6 protein-coding genes and 4 pseudogenes are annotated in these 20,160 nt (G+C 30.1%); 5 read left to right on the top strand and 5 right to left on the bottom strand.

Annotated elements, in window-relative coordinates; all coding sequences use genetic code 11:
• Positions 1-1,099: pseudogene (locus ADI74_RS10800) on the bottom strand (IS3 family transposase); the annotation flags it as partial.
• Between ADI74_RS10800 and ADI74_RS04970 the strand changes: the two are divergent.
• The 5 genes from ADI74_RS04970 to ADI74_RS04950 are packed head-to-tail and all read left to right on the top strand — an operon-like array spanning position 1,094 to position 16,047.
• The gene (locus tag ADI74_RS04970) at positions 1,094-2,788 is read left to right on the top strand and encodes an ABC transporter ATP-binding protein (RefSeq protein WP_049537448.1); all 1,695 of its coding nucleotides are present in this window, start codon (positions 1,094-1,096) and stop codon (positions 2,786-2,788) included. The pseudogene ADI74_RS10800 and the gene ADI74_RS04970 overlap by 6 nt on opposite strands.
• A 13-nt stretch (positions 2,789-2,801) precedes the next feature.
• Complete coding sequence (locus ADI74_RS04965; protein WP_049537446.1) at positions 2,802-7,196, top strand: non-ribosomal peptide synthetase; 4,395 nt, start codon at positions 2,802-2,804, stop codon at positions 7,194-7,196.
• Between the two features lie 13 nt (positions 7,197-7,209).
• Entirely contained in the window at positions 7,210-13,083 is a 5,874-nt protein-coding gene (locus ADI74_RS04960; protein WP_049537444.1) for a condensation domain-containing protein, read from the top strand.
• Entirely contained in the window at positions 13,083-15,452 is a 2,370-nt protein-coding gene (locus ADI74_RS04955) for an FtsX-like permease family protein (RefSeq protein WP_049537442.1), read from the top strand. Before ADI74_RS04960 ends, ADI74_RS04955 begins: the two co-directional genes overlap by 1 nt.
• The gene (locus ADI74_RS04950) at positions 15,445-16,047 is read left to right on the top strand and encodes a 4'-phosphopantetheinyl transferase family protein (protein ID WP_049537440.1); all 603 of its coding nucleotides are present in this window, start codon (positions 15,445-15,447) and stop codon (positions 16,045-16,047) included. Before ADI74_RS04955 ends, ADI74_RS04950 begins: the two co-directional genes overlap by 8 nt.
• 648 nt (positions 16,048-16,695) lie before the next feature.
• Here ADI74_RS04950 and ADI74_RS10610 read toward each other — a convergent pair.
• The 4 genes and pseudogenes from ADI74_RS10610 to ADI74_RS10785 all read right to left on the bottom strand — a co-directional run.
• Positions 16,696-17,382 (bottom strand): annotated as a pseudogene (locus tag ADI74_RS10610) (transposase); the annotation flags it as partial.
• Positions 17,383-17,490: 108 nt separating this feature from the next.
• Positions 17,491-18,003 (bottom strand): annotated as a pseudogene (locus tag ADI74_RS10605) (IS110 family transposase); the annotation flags it as partial.
• Positions 18,004-18,275: 272 nt separating this feature from the next.
• Positions 18,276-19,609: pseudogene (locus ADI74_RS10795) on the bottom strand (transposase).
• 391 nt (positions 19,610-20,000) lie between these two features.
• A partial coding sequence (locus ADI74_RS10785) for a tyrosine-type recombinase/integrase (protein WP_152906305.1) occupies positions 20,001-20,160 on the bottom strand: 160 nt, incomplete at its 5' end.

The raw sequence follows: 20,160 nt of genomic DNA, 5'->3' as shown, positions 1-20,160 counted from the left end.
GGATGCTTGAATTCCCTTACTCTCTAGGAACCGATGATAAGAATCGTGTTGGTATTGCCAACCTTGATCGCTGTGTAAAATGGTATTTTCATTGTGTTTCTCTGTGAATACCTGGTTTAACATAGCTCTCACTTGTTCTAAGTTTGGTGAAGTTGAAAGATTATAGGCGATGATTTCGCTGTTAAAGCCATCTAAAACAGGCGATAAATAGAGTTTCCGTGTGCTATTTGGAATGGCAAACTCTGTCACATCCGTATAGCACTTTTCCATTGGTTTTGATGCTTCAAACTGGCGTTGAATGAGATTCTCTGCTTTCTTGCCAATCTCTCCTTAGTAGGAAGAATACTTTCGTTTCCGACGAATTCGAGCCTTTAAACCAAGGACCGTCATCAGACGTTGAACTTTCTTATGATTCACTACAAAACCGCGATTTCTTAGTTCAAGAGTAACTCTCCGATAGCCATAGTTGCCTTTGTGCTCAGTATAAATTGCCTGTATTTCAGCTTTGATACATTGATTTTTATCATCGCTCTACCCAGCTGTTTCAAGTGGTAGTAGTAAGTTGAGCGAGACAAGTCAGCCGTTTCAAAAAGTAAATCTAAACGAAATCCTCCTGAGACCATCTCTCTAACTGTCTCTGCCTTTCTCGCTCTAGGGTTTCGTCCCGGTCTTCCAGCTCTTTTAACTTTTTTAGGTAAGCCACCTCAGTCCGTAAACGTTCATTCTCCTCCTGGAGTCGTTCTAATTCTGTCATTTCTTCCCAAGTTTTCTTCCGTTTACGTCCCATTTTAGCTGGTCTCCCTCTTGTTTTCTCAACAATAGTATACCCGTTTTTCTTGTATTGCACCAGCCAATTTGAAAGCATACCACGATTTGGGAGAGCATATTCTAGAGAAACACTATCTTGAGACCAGTTTTCATGTAAAACTTTATCAATCATTTCTTGTTTTAGTTCTGGAGAATAGTATTGATTTTTCCCTTTTTTGACGAACTCTATTCCGTAACAGTCAATTAATTTCACCATGTACTTTATAATTGAATTAAAACTTTGAAAATGATATAATTCAAATATCAAACTATTATTGGAGGGTTCATGTATCAATATATAGGAATACTTTTTAAGAAAAATAAAATTAAATTTATTTTATCAATTGTTTTTTCAGTTATAATTTCATTTTTTAATATTATGTCAGCTATAATTTTAAAAAATTTTATTGATATTGCAATTGAAGGAAATAAAGTGAGACTGAACTCACTATTAATTTATTCACTTTTATATATTATAGGTTTTTTATTTGTATCATTCATTTCCTCGTATTTTAAGAATCAATATGTTTCTAAAGCATATAATAATTTAAGAACTTATTTTATTGAAACTTTATTCTCAAAAAAAATTAGTTTTCTAAATCAATTAAATTCTTCCAAATACTCTACTTTTTTTTCTAGTGATTTAGAAAAAATGAGACTAGATTTTATAGATAACATAATTGTTGTTTTCCAAAATGTTGTTACCTTACTCTTGTCCCTTTCAATTATGGTATTTTTCGATGTACATCTATTTATAGGTATTTTATTTACCTCAATTATTTCATCATTAATTGGTGGAATTTTTCAAAAAATGTTACCTAAATCGGAAAAGCTTGTAAAAGAATATCAAAACACAGTATCAAAATTACTTAATGATATTATAGGAGGTTTTCATACGATTAAATTATTTAGGGCTGAAAATATAGTTACAGAAATATGCAAAGACAAATTACTTTCACTTGAAAGTTATGAACTTGAAAAAGAAAAAATATTAAATCTCTCAAAAAGTTTTTCAACAATGAGTACAAATATAATGGTATTTATTCTATTTTATATAGGAGCAAGTCAAGTAATGGAAGGAAAAATATCATTTGGTACTATTGTAGCGTACATCCAGCTTCTAAATTTTATTGTTATTCCTATCCAAATTATTCCAGAATCTATTTTGAAGTTCCAATCAGTTAACAATATTTTAGAAAATGTTGAAGAGCTTCTTTATATTGAATGTGAGCAACCTATGAAGTCTATTAGTGAAGATTTTAAGAAGGATATAAGATTTGCTAATGTTTCTTTTAAACACACCAACTCTGATACTTATGCTTTGAAAGATATATCACTTAAGTTTGAGTATGGGAAGAAATATATAATCGTAGGACAGAGTGGCAGTGGAAAGACAACTTTATTAAATTTATTGCAAAAATTCTGGACAAACTATAGTGGTTCAATAACAATTGGAGAAAATGACGTAAAAAATATTAATGAAGAAGTGCTATATAGAAATATTTCAGTTATGCAACAAGAAGTATTTATCTTTGATGACTCTATTCTTAATAACATTACTTTATTTTCCAACTTTGAACATGATTTTTTAGAAGAAGTTATTATAAAATCACAATTAAAAAATTTAGTGGATAAAAGAGGGCTCCATTATAAATGTGGAGAAAACGGAAGGAATCTCTCTGGAGGAGAAAAACAAAGAGTTGCGATTGCAAGAGCTTTATTGCAAAAGTCTCCGATAATTATATTTGATGAGGCTACTTCATCTCTAGATAATAAGACGACTAATCAAATTGAAGAAGTCTTATTAGATATGAATCAAGTTACACAAATCGTTATATCACATAGGCTCAATAAAAAAGTTTTAGAAAAGTTTGACCAGATAATTGTGATGAAAAATGGACAAATAGTAGAAACTGGAAATTTTGAAGATTTAATTGACAAAAAAATGGAATTTTGGGCTTTATATAAAATTAATAACTAGGAGAAGAGAAAAAATGAAAGAGTTACTAACATTATCACAGAATCAAATTGGAACATTTTCACAGTTGATTGAAGGAGATTACTCAATTGGTGTCAATGCTGTTTTTAAAGGTGAGGTAGATAATGAGATTTTTAGAAAAACTTTGGAAACAATTGTATTAAATAATGATATTTTTAAACTGAGTTTAATAAAGAAAGATGTCACTATATTTCAAGTTTTGAATAACTCTAACCAATATGGATTTCAAGTGTTAGAATTTGATTCATTTAAAGAATTTGAAACATGGCAAGAAACTCATGATTTTAGACGGATAAACTTAGATTTTTTGATTGATTTTTATGGGATAATTATAAAAGACTATGGTTTTGGAGTATATTTTAAAGTTCATCATCTGATATCGGATGCTTTTTCAGTTGGTTTGTTAGTTAATGAATTTATTTTTACCTACAGAGGTTATGAAAAAAATTCTTTTTCAAAGATTGAGAGGGGGGCCTATTCTAAGGTATTAGATGCGGAAAATAATTATAAACACAGTAAGAAAATTGATAGAGATAAGAAGTTTTGGATTTCGGAATTTCAATATAACTTAAATAATTCCTATCTTTCCAGCAAAAAGACGGAAAGTTATAGAGTTAGAAGAAAATCTTTCAATCTTAGTGACTCTGAATCAGCTGAATTGAAAAATTTTGCAGTACAGAATAATGTTTCGGAACTTTTTATTTATATGGCAGCTTTTTCAATCTTTATGTCAAGGATAAACAGGGTAGAAGAAGTTAATATAGGAACTACATTGCATAGTAGATTTGGTAAAAATCAAAAGAATACAATGGGAATGTTCGTTAATACAGTACCGATAAATATTAAAATTGAGAAGGAACTAAAATTTACTGAATTTGTAAACCAAGTTGATAAAAGAAAGACAAATATCTTTAAACATAGCAAATTTAACTATACAAGTCTTAAACAAGAATTAACTGAAAATTTTGGGTTCAAAGGAGATCTATTTGATGTAATTATAAATTACCAAACAGCTAAAAAAGAGTTTTCTGATGAATTTAAAATTTCTTGGGAGAACTGTCAGTACCAGTCGAATAATTTGACGATTAGTCTAAATTGTTGGGAAGACGGAACTTTCAAGATTGATTTTGACTATTTGGATGACGTATTTAGTGAAGAGGAAATAGATAATATTAATAGGCAAGTAAATAATATTCTATTTAATGGTTTGCAAAAAACTGATTATCAAATTTCATCTCTAAAAATGATTGATGAGGCTGAGGAAGCGTTATATGACAAAATAAATTTATTAGATAAGGTTACGTATCCAATTTCAGATGTAAAATCACATTTTGAAAAAATTTGTGAGGATAACTTGGATAAGACTGCACTTATTTATGATGGAATAAAACTCACATATGATCAGCTGAATAAAGAAGCAAATAAAGTAGCAAGAGTTTTGTTAAATAAAGGAATCAAAAAGGGTGATTCAGTAGCTATTATTTCTGATAGAAACCTCCAATTGATCATTAATATACTAGCAATTATTAAAGTTGGAGCCAGATATATTCCTATTGACCCTAATTATCCTATAGAAAGAATTAATTTTATGTTATCTGATAGTGATGCTAAATTAATTCTTTTATCAACGAATAAAACTTTGCATATTGAGGAATACAATTCAATAGACTTTAAAACCTTTGTTGCAGATGAAGAACGAGAAGATAATTTAGGAATAGAATTGTCGCCTGATGATCAGTTATATGTTATTTACACTTCAGGAACTACTGGGAAACCAAAGGGAGTCAAAATTTCCCATAAAAATGTAATAAGATTACTGTTTCATGATAAGAATCATTTTTCTTTTAATAATGAAGACGTATGGCTTTTATTCCATTATTATGGTTTTGATTTCTCTGTATGGGAAATTTTTGGTGCTATTTTGAATGGAGGCACTCTTGTTATTCCAAGTTTGGAAGATGTTCATGATAACTATGCTATTATAGAACTACTTCAGATATATGGAGTTACTATTTTAAATCAAGTTCCTAGCTCGTTTTATGCTTTAATGGTCGCAATAGGAGATATACAACTACCTAAATTAAAATATATAATTTTTGGTGGTGAAGCATTAGACCCACTAAAATTAAAAGAATTTTATTATCGAAATAATCATGTGACTTTTGTAAATATGTACGGCATAACTGAAACGACTGTGCATGTGACATATAATAAAATTGAGGGGAGTGATATTGAAAAAGGAATAAGTAATATAGGCAATCCTTTACCAACGATGGGACTATACTTAATGAATGATGACCAGATTGCAGGAATAGGAGTTCCGGGAGAAATTTGTGTATATGGAGAAGGACTTTCTTCAGGCTATTTGAATAACTCTGAATTAACAAAGTGTAAGTTTGTATTTTCAAATACTCTAGAAAAAAATATATATCGTTCAGGTGATTTAGCTAAATTATTACCTGATGGTAGTATAGAGTATATGGGACGAATAGATAAACAAGTTAAAATTAATGGTTATAGGATTGAATTAAAAGAAATTGAAGGACAAATTTTAAGGAGGTTCTCTAATGAAATTGATGATTGTATAGTTATAGATAAAGTTGATAGAACTGGGAATATAAGTCTATATTCATATATTGTTTATAAAAAAGGATTTGAGATTGACAAACAAGATCTTATTCAAGAATTAAGAAAACTACTACCTTCTTATATGATTCCTAAATATTTTATTTCTTTACTTGAACTGCCGTTAACGAATAATGGTAAATTAGATACATCAAAATTACCTGATATTGATTTTGGAGATGTTCGAGAATTCAAAGATGCAAGGAATGAACGTGAAAAAGAAATTTTAAGGGTCTTTAGAGAAATTTTAGGTAATGATAAGTTAGGTATTTATGACGACTTTTTTGAGTTTGGAGGAGACTCCATCAAAAATATGATGCTAGTTTCTAAACTAAGGGTATTAGGTCTTGAAATTAGCACAAAAGAGGTTGTAACCAATCCAACAGTTTCGGAGATTGCTCTTGTTTGTAAAGACAGTGTACGAAACGATAGTCATTTGCCAGTTTTTGGAGAAGTTGGAAGTACTCCTATCATCTCTGATTTTTTCAATTCAAACTATATAGCTCCAGAGCACTATAATCAGTCGATATTGTTAGAGTGTAATAAGAGATTAAATTTTGAAAAGCTGAATGATATATTATCTTCTATCTTTAGATATCACGACATGCTTAGGGCAGTGATATCCAATGGAAAATTAATAATTTGTAAAGAAGATGAATCATATTTAGATTTTGAGGTTGTTAAATTTACAGCAGATAAAGAAATGGCCCAATACTTTGAAATATGTCAAAAATCATTCTCTTTTGATGGTTCTTCTTTATTTAAGATAAGATTAATTGAAATGGGAGAAAAGCAATTTTTATTTATGGTAGCTCATCATTTGATAATTGATGCTGTTTCCTGGAGAATTATAATTGATGATTTAAACTTCTTATATGAAAAAGATGAATACTCTAACGTTAAATTACCGTTAAAAACTATATCGTTTAAAAATTGGATTTCAGAGTTAGATAAATATGAACAATCAGCTGCTTTTGATAATGAAAGAACTTTTTGGAATACAACTATAGAAACTGTAAAGAATCAACCATCAATTGAAGGTGGTTCATACAGTTATAATGAAAGTAAAATAGTTTTTGATAATCAAATTGCAGAAAATATAATGAAAAAAGTACAGAATATTTTAGGTGCAGACAATAATGTAATTTTGTTAGCAGCTGTTATAACAGTGTTAAATAATTATTTACCTAAAAAAATCATCATTGATATGGAGGGACATGGAAGAACAATAGCAACTAAACATATTGCAAACGAGAGAACTGTAGGCTGGTTTACAGCTATATACCCAATTATCATGGATAGAGATTTAGACTATTTATCTTCAATAATTAGATTGAAAGATTCTATAAATAGGGCTAGCCAACACCAGGTAGAATTTGGGTTAATAAAAGTTCAGGAAGGGTTTTCGTATCGAGCAAACTTAACCTTTAATTATTTAGGTGAAGTAAAAAAAGAAGCAAATACAAATAAAACTTTTAGTATCTCTGAAAGAGAGACGGGACAAATTCGAAGTGAAAAAAATACCTTCAACTCAGATTTTGTTGTTGATATTATTAACAATGGTAATAATCTTATTTTTGATTTTAAGATTAATGAAAGTATTGATATTGATTCCAATCAAATCGAATTAGATATAATGACCTTTTTCGAGGAAATTGAAGAGTTCTTAGTAAATAAAAATGATAAGATTATTACACAATCAGATGTATCTGACGAAGAGTTAGATAGTGATTTGTGGGAAGAATTAACTAATTTATATAATTAGAACGGAGATTGATGTGGCACAGAATAATATAGAAAAAGTCTATAGTTTGACACCTATGCAAAAAGGTATGTTATTTAATTATATTAAGTCTGGTAATAGTACATATTTTGTCCAGAAGTCAATTAATTTGCAAGGGAAATTTAATATTGATAATGCAGTAAACAGTTTTAAAATTCTGAGTAGGAAATATGACGTTTTAAGAACTTCTATATTTTATAATTCAGGTTCTGAGCCTAAGCAAATTGTTTTGAAAAATAGGGAGATTGAAGTTAATGTAATTGAATTGGATGAGCAAAAATCCATAAAAAGTATAGAAGAAGCTGACATTCGAAGAGGCTTTGATTTAACAAAAGACTCTCTACTGCGTGCGACAATTATACTAAATAGTAGCAGTGATATAACAATTATTTGGAGCTTTAATCATATAATATTGGATGGCTGGTGTATGTCTATCCTGCTAAATGATTTTTTCAAATATTATGAAATGCTAAATGATGGTAATGGATATAAAGAAATTTTATCGTCAATTGGAAAAACATTTGACTACAAGAAATATATAGATTGGTTAAACATTCAAGATTTTACTGCTGCGAGAAAGTATTGGTCAGATTTTATTTCAGATTATGATGAAGATTTTACCTTTGAATCTAGGGAAGAAAATTTTAAAAAATCCAACGATGGAATTCTTCAATATAATCTTAATACAAATCAAATTGAAGAATATAAAGAATTTTGTAATCGAACTGGAATTACATTAAGTGTTTTATTAGAATTTTGCTGGGGAGTCTTTCTGGCCAAAAAGAACTTTACCAAAGATATTGTTTTCGGAAAAGTGGTATCAGGTAGAAGAGGAGATTTACCTGGAATAGAAGGAGCGCTAGGCTTATTTATTAACACAGTACCTACCAGAGTGAATTTTAAAGATAATTTGAGTTCTATCGAATATCTAAAACATCTTTATAGTACTAATCTGGATAGTGAGCAGTTTGATTATTTTCCGTTATTTGAAACTTTAAAGCTTAAAAATCATAATAGAAATTTGATTAATAGTTTATTTATCTTTGAAAACTATTATGTTGACAATAATCCAGAAGATCAGATTAAGAATTTAAAATTAACAATAGACAATAAACCTGAACATACCGAGTACCCATTGACTTTGGCTGTTATCAATCATGAAGGCTATGAGCTAGATATCAACTATAATCCAGGTATTTTTTCTCGAGAGGAAATAGCAGTATATATGAATCAGTTTGTAACTTTAATTGATTCTGTTATCAAGTTTCCAAATAAGCCAATTTCGGAGTTGTCATTGTGTGACGAAAATGAAAAAAGTAGGGTATTAAGCTATTCTAAGGGTCAGAATATTTCGATTGAATTCAATTCCATATTCGATCAATTTGAACATCAAGTAAATAATAGGCCAGAAGATATAGCAATTGTCTCTGAAGAAAAAACAGTGACTTACTGTGAATTATCAAATAATGTATCAAAAATTGAATCCTTCTTAGTTCGTCAGGGAATTAAAGAAGGGGATAGGATTATATTGTTATTTGACAAAAATATTGAGTTAATTGCTAGTATGCTTGCTTCTATAAAACTAGGTTGTATTTATGTCCCAGTTGATAAGAAGTTTAGTAAAGAACGGTTGTTATTTATAATAGAAGATTCGAATGCCCGAATTATATTATCGGATTCTGATACAGTGAATGTTTCAGAGTTAAGAAGTTTTAACGTTAGGAAGGTAATTTCTACTCAAGATATTTACTTATCAAATACAAAACCTAAAAAAATCAATAATGAGATTCAATATATTTTATATACTTCTGGAACAACTGGAAATCCTAAGGGGGTACTTGTAAAGGAAAAATCTGTAATCAATTTGGTTAACTTTTTATACAATGAAATTTATCATAAATATCAAGGAGCCAATATTGGCTTAATTGCAAATCCAATATTTGATGCTTCAGTACAACAAATTTTTACTTCATTAATGTTTGGATTTTCCTTGTATCTTATTGATGACAGTTTAAAATATACCCCCAAAAAATTATATAATTACATTAACGAAAATAATATAAGAATTATAGATGGTACCCCATCTTATATAGACTTGTTAGTGGGGCAATACGAGTCAAATAGTTTAAATGTAGATTTGTATGTAATCGGCGGAGAAAATCTAACCTCCAAAGTATTGGGACAGATTTATAGAGCTTCGCCTAGCTCAACTGTATATAATGTTTATGGGCCTACTGAGGCAACCGTCGATTCAACGTTTTATAAATGTGGAAGAAAGGATATCGAACTAAGTAGAATTCCAATCGGTAAGCCTATTTATAATGTCGAGGTGAAAATAAAAAATGATAATCAAATTTGTGGAATCGGGCAAATTGGAGAAATCGTTATTTCAGGAGAAGGGCTATCATTGGGTTACACTAATTTAGACTTAAATAAAGATGTGTTTAGAAAAACAGATGATGTAGTTGAATATTTCACTGGAGATTTAGGTTATTGGAATTCTGAGGGGAATATGATTACCATAGGCCGAAGAGATTCACAAATAAAATTAAATGGATATAGGATTGAATTAGAAGAAATAGATAAATGCTTATTAAATATTAAAGGAGTAGTTGCTTCTCATAGTTTGGTCGAGAAAAAGAATATCTATAGTTTCGTAGTATCCAACAAAAGCTTATCATCTGCATATTGTAAAGAAATTTTAGCTGAAAAGTTACCATATTACATGATTCCTAGAGATATCATTCATCTTGATGGACTACCTATGACTTTTAGTGGAAAGGTTGACACTAATCAATTAAAAGAATTTGTTATGGAAAGACATGAACAAAATAGTTCTGTTCCTGAAAAAGATAGTGCAGATATGACTGATTCAGAAAGTAAAGTAGTTAAAGCATATAGAACAATTTTTCAAGATGAGAAAATAAGTTTATCAGATAATTTTTTTAACTTAGGTGGAGATTCTATTCAAGCTATTCGCATTATTTCTTTATTAAGTGATTATAATATAAAAGTGGCTGATATATTGAATTTCCCTATTTTAAAAGACCTTTCAAAATTTATACAAAAAAATAGTAATTATATCCCACAAGATGAGGTTGTAGGAGAAGTGGAATTACTTCCAAGTCATAGAAGGTTTAGTGAGTCAATTAGTCAATCCGTTATTAATCATTTTAATCAGTCATTATTAATCAAATCAAATGAAAAATTAGATTTGAACTTAGTTAATCGTGTTTACCATACTTTATTGAGACATCACGATTCGTTAAGGATTAGCTATAATTATGGTGAAAATTTTTCAACTTTATTAGATTATAAAGAATTAAAAAATAAGCAAAATATTATTTTGATAAAATGTAGAAAAAGTGAGATGGAAAGTTATGCAACAAAAGAGCATCAAACTTTATCACTAAAAGATGGTCTTGTGTTCAAAATAGTTGTTTTCGATACTGAAGAAGGAGAATTTTTACTATTTATACTCCATCATTTTACCTCAGATGCTGTTACACTAAGAATATTGTTTGATGATTTTAGAAATCTATATTCTCATAATAACGATTTAGCGTCACTGCCGTTGAAGACTGTTTCTGTAAAACAGTTTGCTAGTGAACTAAGAGATAAAAGCATTATTGATTTATCAGAAGATATGGAATTCTGGGAAGAAAATCAAATCACATTTGATAATTCAGAGTATTTACCATGTAAATACTCTGAAGCTAAAAAAATGGAAGTGAAAATTGATCAAGCATTAATAAATAGAGTACAAAAACTAGTAAACAATAATAGTGAAATTAGACTACATGATCTACTATTATCTTGCTTCTTAGATTCCTATGCTAAAATATATAAGCGAGAGAAGCAATTATCAATTGATATGGAGGGGCATGGGCGTTCTTCTGAAGTCATGGATCTAAATATTTCTAGAACTGTGGGCTGGTTTACAACCGTCTATCCTATTTTATTTAACCTAAAAACCTTTAATAAATCTTTTATGAGTAAAATAGACTATGTTCATGACAAAATGGAAAGTGTTCCCAATGGTGGACTGAGCTATGAATTATATTTAAAAGAAAAAAATAAAAGTAAAGATAAATTTAGTTCAATTATGTTCAATTTCTTAGGAGAATTTGAATCACAATCTTATGAAAATAGTACTTTTAATTTGTTGCCAGAAAATATAGGAGAGGAAGTAGCTGAGAGTACTCAAATGCAAAATCCTTTGATTCTTAATATCTCTATTTATGGGGGGACTTTGGTAGCTAACTTTATTTATGATAGAAAAATATTCTCTAATTGGAAACTAAAACGGTTAGCTAATACTTTTAAAAATAAGTTGGTTGATTCTATAAAACAACTTGAATTGCTTAGTAGTAACCCTAAGAATGATAATAGCTTGATAAACCAAATATTGAGTTATAATGGTAGCAATAGGAATGAGTATGTTGATATTATTAACGATACTTTAAACGACAATATCTATGTTTTTCCACCTGCGATGTTAAAAGTCGCCTATTTACCAATTTATAAATCTCTCTTTACTGAATTAGCTTACAAAGCACATATATTTCATTTAAATTCTGATAACCAATTAATTGAGAATATTGCAGAGTATATTGCTAATAACAATGATACTTCCATTATATTAATTGGCTACTCAGGAGGAGCGAATATTGCTTACGAGGTATCAGTTTGTTTAGAAAACAAATACAATAAAACTGTAGATAAGATTATTATGTTGGATGGTTCTAAGTGGGAGGATGGTTTAGAATTTACAACTGTTACTGAAGAAAATATTGACGATATGTTAGAGAATTTTTTGGTTCAAAGTAATCTAAGTAGAGAAAGTTTGGATGAAAATGTGTTGAATATCCTTAATTCTGAACGTTCTAACTTTCTTGCTGAAGCAAAAATATATCAAGAGTTTTCTCAATCAAATAAGAATAAAACTATATTGTTGAATAATACAAAAATATATAATATCTTATCAGAAGATGTATTTACAGATCTTTCTAAAGATACTAGGAGACATTGGACTAAAATCGCAGGTGATAATTTTGAATTGATTAATGGTTTTGGGAATCATTTGACTATGTTGACTGAAAAAAATAATTTGAAAAAGAATCGTAAAATCCTTAAAGATATAATGGCCTCTAGTATAAAGCCCATAATGAGTGCAAAAGGATTAAGTAAATATTATGGTTCTGGAGAGACTAGAATTTGCGCTTTAGACTCGGTATCAATAGACATTTATGAAAAAGAGTTTATTTGTATACTAGGAAGTTCAGGTTCTGGGAAGTCAACGCTATTAAATTCATTAAGCACCCTAGAGAAATTTGATAATGGAGAGCTTACTATCTTTTCAGAAAAGGTAGAACACTCAAATAATAAACAACTACTAAAAGTTAGAAAAGATTATATTGGATTTGTTTTCCAACAATATCACTTATTGCCAAACTTAAATGTAAGAGATAATATTGAAACAGGTAGATACTTATCATCTTCTAATTCGAAAGTGAGTATTGAAAGGATACTGAGCCTACTTTCACTTGAAAATAAGTTAGAAAAATACCCAAGTCAACTATCTGGTGGTGAGCAACAAAGAGTTTCTATTGCTAGAGCCTTAGCTAAAAATTCTAAGATTCTTTTTTGTGATGAACCTACAGGTGCTTTAGATACAGAGAATGGTGTTAAGGTATTAAAAGTTTTAAAAGAAATTCAAAAGCAAGAAAATTTGACAATAATTTTAGTTACTCATAATATACAAATTGCTGAAATTGCTGATAGAGTAATTCATATGAGAGACGGCAAAATAATCAAGGAAGTCTTGAATGAGTCTCCTCTAAGTGTTGATGAGGTGGATTGGAATTAATGAAAAATATATTTAAAAATAATATAAATGGAATGCTAAAGAACAAACTCTTTATAGTACTTTTATTTTTTTTAGGATTGTCAATAGGTTTCCTATCATCATATCTATATTATGGGAATATTCCATTGAAGAATGCTTACAATAATGAATTACAAAGTAGTAATATAGAGGAATTTAGAGTTTTACCAGAAATATCATTAACTGAAGATGAATTCAAAGAAATAGTTCAGAAATATGATATTTTAGAGTCGGCAGACTTAGATATGGAAAAACTTGTAAATAATTATAAAATTGATTTAAGCCCATATTACCTTTCTAGAATCAGTTCTATCGAGAAACAGTATGATTTTTATTCAAATATTGTGAAAAGAAAATATCTTGTTGAAAATGACTATACGTATTTTTTCACCTCATATAATAAAGAGAATACAATAAATAAAATCCAGATAACCAAAGGTTCAAAAGATTTATCTAAAGGAGAGGTATTACTCTCTGTGCAATATGCCAACTTGCAAAATCTTGATGTTGGAGATTCTATTGAAATTCAGAATAATATATTTAAAATTGCTGGATTATATTATCAACCTTCAGAAAGTTTGATTTATAATTCTGTTTACTCCAAGAAAATTGGTAATCAATATAATGCAGGAGTGTTTTTAAATGATGAAGATTATGTGAACATTGATGGAGAGGAGGAGTATAGTTTTGTAGCTAAATTCAATGATAATTTAGATGAAAATAAATTTAACAATGAGATATTGAAAATGTTACAGGATGAAAAGATAAGTCAAGTTACTAAAAGTAAAGACCTGTCGAATTTTGAATCATTTCAATCAAATTTTGAAACTAGTTTATCAATTATGTACTTAAGTTTAACAATACTGAGTTTTGTTGTGGCTCTTCTACTATTTCAAATATTAGATAATCAAATTAAGAAATATTCTAAGAGTTTAGGAATTTTACGTGCTATTGGCTATAATAAATTTCAACTATCTTTAACTTTTATTGTTATGAATATACCTATTATCATTGGTATTTGTGTTGGTTATTTAATTGGTTATTTGCAATCATTTACATTTATTGAAACATATCTAACTACTTTTAATTTTCGCAATATCACACCTTCGCTTGATCTATTTGCTAGTTTATTATTGTTGTTGAGTTTAAGTACCATTCTTAGTTGCTTTAATATATTGGTGGTTTATAGACTTATGTCGGTAGATGTTCTTGAGAGTATATATGAACGTGAAAAACTAAAATTAAATTACAAATTATTTGGAAAACTTAATAAAATTTGGGATAAGTTACCGTTTATTTGGAGAGTAAAAAATAATAATTTGTTAAAAAATATTCCTCGGACTTTTTCAGTTATATTTATGGGTTTCATCTCATTTTTCCTTTTAAACTTTGCGTTGTCACTTTCGAATATTGCAAGTAAACCTGTGCTACAGTATTCTAATTCTTTAAATTATAAGTATGAATATATTTATAAGAATACGCAACTAGATGATGGTGAAAATACTGAATCAGTTTCGTATATATCAAACTTGATGATAAATATAGGTGATGATTCTTGGGAAAACCACAGCGTTCAATTTGTAAATCAAAAATTTAATTCAATAAAAATCCTTGCCTCTAATCATGAAAATATTTTTAAGAGCCTAACATCCGAGGATTCAATTATAATTTCAAAGAAACTCTCAGAAAAATATGGACTGAATGAGGGTGATAAGTTGAAGATAAAATCAAGTGATGGAGACGTTCTATCAGTTGTAGTTGCAGCTATAAATCCAATTTATTATGATAATACTCTGTACTTGAATAGTGATTTTCTTAATAAAGTTAACAATGATTTGACTACCACAAGTTACAATAGAAAGTACACTGATGAATTAATATCTGAAACTGATAGTGCTGATTACCAAACAAAGGATGATAAAATTGAGCAATTGAAGAATTTATTAACTAGTAGTTTAACTTTGATTCCAAGTATAATATTTATTACATTATTTATTGTTTTCAGTATATCAATTTTATTGGCTTTCCTAAACATTCGAGACAATAAAAAAAGTATTTCGATTTTTATCTTGCTAGGCTATACAAAAAAACAGATTATGAATATGTTAGTAAACATATATACTGTCGCACTAATTTTAGGAATGATTTTAGGCTTATTAGGATTGAATAATTTATTTAAAATACTTTCCAAATATATAAATTCAGTAGTAGAAATTTATATAGAATTTTTCGTTACCGTGGATTATATGATATTATCTGCCATTATTATCACTATAATCTATCAATTATCGTTATTTTCAACCTATAGAACTTTTAATAAAATCAAAATCAGTGAATTAAATTATGAATAACTTAAGATTTACTTCTATTTTTGATTTATCTGAAATAGAATATATAAGATATTTAGGTATATGTGGTTCATTTAGAAGAAAAGTCATCAAAAGTTATAAATATATTGAGGACAGACATAGAGCTATTTGTGGTGAAAAATTGATAAGGGAAGTGATTGAAGAAGTTGATAAGATTCCAAAAGAGGAGATTGTTATATCTATCGATAAATATGGTAAACCATTTGTTTCGGAAAGCAATATATATTTCAATGTTAGTCATTCCGGAGAGTTTGCTGTGATTATCTTTGATTCTACACCAGTAGGTATAGATATAGAAATAATGAAAGATTTAGATTTTGAAACAATTTTAAAGGAATTTGCTACTGAATGTGAAATGCAACAATTTTATAAAAGTAGTTCCCCCCAAAAATTTTTTTACCAGCTTTGGACATTAAAAGAATCTTATTTCAAATGTAAAGGTACCGGAATTACAAATTTAAAAGAGATTGAGTTTTTTATTAGCGATTCTCCTATTATTTCAAATAAACTAGGATATACTTTTGAAACAAATATTTTTTTTGATAATTATATGGTGTCTTATTGTAAAAAATCATAGAATTATTTGTAAGTTATCAATACCTGATATATAACAAATAGGACATTGAAATTATAAGTTTTGTTGTATGAATCAATTCCGAAAGTCTCATTTTGTCACAATTTGGCGTTTTTGTAAAAATATTTCACTATTTTTGGCTATATTCTAGAATATGATATACCAATCACCTGCTTTATAACTTTTTGAGACCTATCAACTTCGTGACGATAATCTCTAGTTATTCCTGAAATTTAGTTTTTAAGCGAGATAACCCTTGATAATACATGGCGATTTTTCTTTTTATTAAACTGAAAGCAGTTGATTTAAATAGCTTTCTAGAGTACGGAATTGATTCGTATTTATTTTGACATTAAGATCTATCTATCTAACAGTGTTTCGATAATAGTATTTTAGTACAATATTGAAACTGGGACAAAAGTCTTCATATATAACAAAAAACAACGGATTTGATGCCGTTGCTTTTTGGGCTCTTTTCTACCATTTGTCAAGTCTATCAAAACTTTAATTAAAAAAAGAGATAAGACAGTAGCCATTCTGAGGTTACTGTCTTATTTTTAACACTTTTTGATCCATAAAAGGGCATGCTAAAAAACACCTCATCTTGTATTTTTTGAAACAAGGTGTTACAATAATACGGCATAGACAGCCTTATCGATTTTGGGTCAAAGAATAATCGTAAAGTTTGTTATGCGTAATGAGGTAATACATTGTTCGAATGAGACGATGTATAGAGGCAATCGTATGTGGCTTAGTTGAAGCAATTGTCGATTGTCTTTTTCGTTTCTCATAAAAGTCAGCGATATGGCAGGGATTGGTATGACTAGCTGAAGCGATGTTGTGAATGCACTTGAACAAGATTTTTCTGGCATAGGGATTACCTCGTTTAGTGATGTGTTCCTTAGCGAGAAAGTTCCCAGATTCATAGTGTCTCAGGTCAATGCCAATAAAAGCGTTGATTTGATTGGTAGACTGAAAGCGACGAATATCTCCCAATTCGCCAATGATAGATGTCGCTGTGGTTTCTGCGATGCCAGGAATTGACCGTAAGATGCCATACTCTGGTAAAGGCTGAGCTAGAGCTACCATGTCGTTTAAGACAACTTGTCTGCGTTCAGAAAGACGAAGCAATTCTTGGGCATAGTAACGAACCTCTTCAAGCATTGGAGAGGTTTTCTTGACCGCACAAAAAGATTGTTTAGCGAGTTTTATAAGTTTATCAGTCAGGTAAGCAATACGCTTTTCAGAGATGCGTTTGGAGGTAGATTGACGGATAATCTCATACAAGTCACTTTGAGATAGGCTTAATACAAACTCTTTACATGGAAAAGCCATCACTATAGTGGATTGAATCTATAAAAGTACGCCGTGACTGCTAAAATACTTCTAGAAATTAATTTAACTTTCCTAATCGACTTGTTCACATTTTATTTCAATCTACTATAAGTTCCAATATTGCTCTCCAGTTGGTGTGGATAAGAGATTTTCCAATTCAGGAAAGGTGACTTGTAGAACCTTATGCAGACAGTTTTTAGCTCGAACAAGATCTTCGGTCATATTTTGATAGAAACGGCTTAAATCACGCAGGTGTTGATAAACTTCTTCCTGCACGTAAGTTGGTTTACGATTGTGCACAAGCTGAGATTTAGCCAATTTTTCAGCGTCAATTTTATCTGTTTTACGAACTCGCAGACTGTCCAATTGCTTCTTAGCTTCCAGTGGATTTAGCCGTGTATAAGCGTAACCGCATTCCTCAAGAAAGGCCTGAAGACGTCGAGAATAGACGCCTGTGGCCTCAAATATAATCTCAGGGTTATGAACAGTTTTCAAGTCCCCCAACAGGCGATTGAATCCAATGGCATCATTGAGTATGGTGTAGCCGTGAACTTTCTCACCGTTGACTAAAATTGCCACCTCAGAACTTGTTTTACTTACATCAATTCCAAATACTGCACGCATGACATTACCTCTTTTGTCTTGAATAATTCCATGTTTTAGTGATTTTATTTTCAATACGCGACGTTTAGCGTCCCACATACTTTGATCAAACTCCACCTAAAACAAGGTGTCTTGCCAGTTTGTCAAGCGACGTCTAGCGCCATAGAGCCCTACGACTTTACAAGACACCACTACTTTAACATAAAGAAAAAGTAGTGAGTACTCTCTCCCGTCGGAGATTTCTTCACTACTAATCTTAGTATGTTTGTCAACTGTAGTGGGTTGAAGAAAAGCTAAGATCTAGAAAGGACAAATTTTGTCCTTTCTTTTTTGATGTTCAGAGCGATAAAAATCCGTTTTTTGAAGTTTTCAAAGTTCCTAAAATCAAAGGCATTGCGCTTGATGAGTTTAATGAGATTATTAGTCGCTTCCAGTTTGGCGTTAGAATAGGGTAACTGAAGGGCGTTGACGATTTTCTCTTTATTCTTTAGAAAGGTTTTAAAGACAGTCTGAAAAAGAGGATGAAACTGCTTTAGATTGTCCTCAATGAGTCCGAAAAATTTGTCAGGCTCTTTATTCTGAAAGTGAAAAAGCAGGAGCTGATAGAGATCATAGTGGTGTTTCAAGTCTTCCGAATAGCTCAAAAGCTTGTCTAGAATCTCTTTATTGGTCAAGTGCATACGAAAAGTAGGGCGATAAAAACGTTTATCGCTGAGTTTCCAGTAGCTCTTGATAGCCTTGTATTCATGAGACTTTCGATCAAACCGATTCATAAATTGGACACGAACACGACTCATAGCACGGCTTAGATGTTGGAGTAAAACAGTCCAGTGGACTGTTTTAGCCTGAGTTTAGAAATATAATAACGAAGGGTGAAAGCTATCTAACACGATTTTAGCATTTGGGAGTGAAACAGTCTGGGAGACTGTTTCAGCCTGAGCCTAGAAATTAGAAAGCGAAGCTGTTTAGCCAAGTCATAATAAGGACTAAACATATCCATAGTGATGATCTTCATCTGACAGCGAATAGCTCTATCGTAGCGCAGAAAGTGATTTCGGATGACAGCTTGTTTTTTTCCCTCAAGAACAGCGATGATACTGAGATTATCAAAATTTTGCGCAATGAAACTCATCTTGCCCTTGGTGAAGGCGTACTCATCCAAAGACATAATCTCAGGAAGACGAGAAAAATCATGTTCAAAGTGAAAGTCATTGAGCTTGCGAATAACAGTTGAAGTTGAAATAGACAGCTGATGGGCAATGTCGGTCATAGAAGTCTTTTCGATCAGCTTCTGGGCAATCTTTTGATTGATGATACGAGGGATTTGGTGATTTTTATTAACGAGAGAAGTTTCAGCGACCATCATTTTTGAGCACTGATAGCACTTGAAACGACGCTTTCTAAGGAGAATTCTAGTAGGCATACCCGTCGTTTCAAGGTAAGGGATCTTAGACGGTTTTTGAAAGTCATATTTCTTCATTTGGCTTCCACAATAAGGGCAAGATGGAGACTCATGATCCAGTTTAGCGATGATTTCTTTGTGGGTATCCCTATTAATGACATCCATAATTTGGATATTAGGGTCTTTAATATCGAGTAATTTTGAGATAAAATGTAATTGTTCCATATGAATCTTTCTAATGATGGTTTGGTTACTTTTCATTATAGATTTTATGGGACTTTTTTCTACACAAAAATAGGCTCCATAATATCCACAGGGGATTTACCCACTACAAATATTATAGAGCCGAAAAAACTTGATACTATACGCTTTATTGCGGTAAGATTTACTTCATTTTATCCAGGAATTGTTTTTGACAAAACTTTTTTGTTTTATTTAAGAATATTTTAAGATTGTATTTTAGAAAAACAATTACAGAAGTGCTTAATACGGAATATAGTATAAATGCTAGTTCAAAGTGAAGTTTTGTATGCTTTTGCTTTTGTTGAGTATAAAATCTATTAATTAAGATTGAACTACAATAGATGAAGTGAACTGTAGACTTTGGAAATGTCTCTTACTCGATTTCAGAATGAATTACTGATACGGGATTAAAAGAACTAAGTATTTCTTTTTGTTTTGAATGAGATACGTGAGTATAGATTTGTGTGATTGATATAGAACTATGTCCAAGAATTTGTTGAATATATCGAATATCTACATCACTATCTAGAAGC

This window comes from Streptococcus pseudopneumoniae (assembly GCF_001074565.1).
Classification (GTDB): domain Bacteria; phylum Bacillota; class Bacilli; order Lactobacillales; family Streptococcaceae; genus Streptococcus; species Streptococcus pseudopneumoniae_J.
This window is presented reverse-complemented; position numbering and strand designations above follow the sequence as displayed.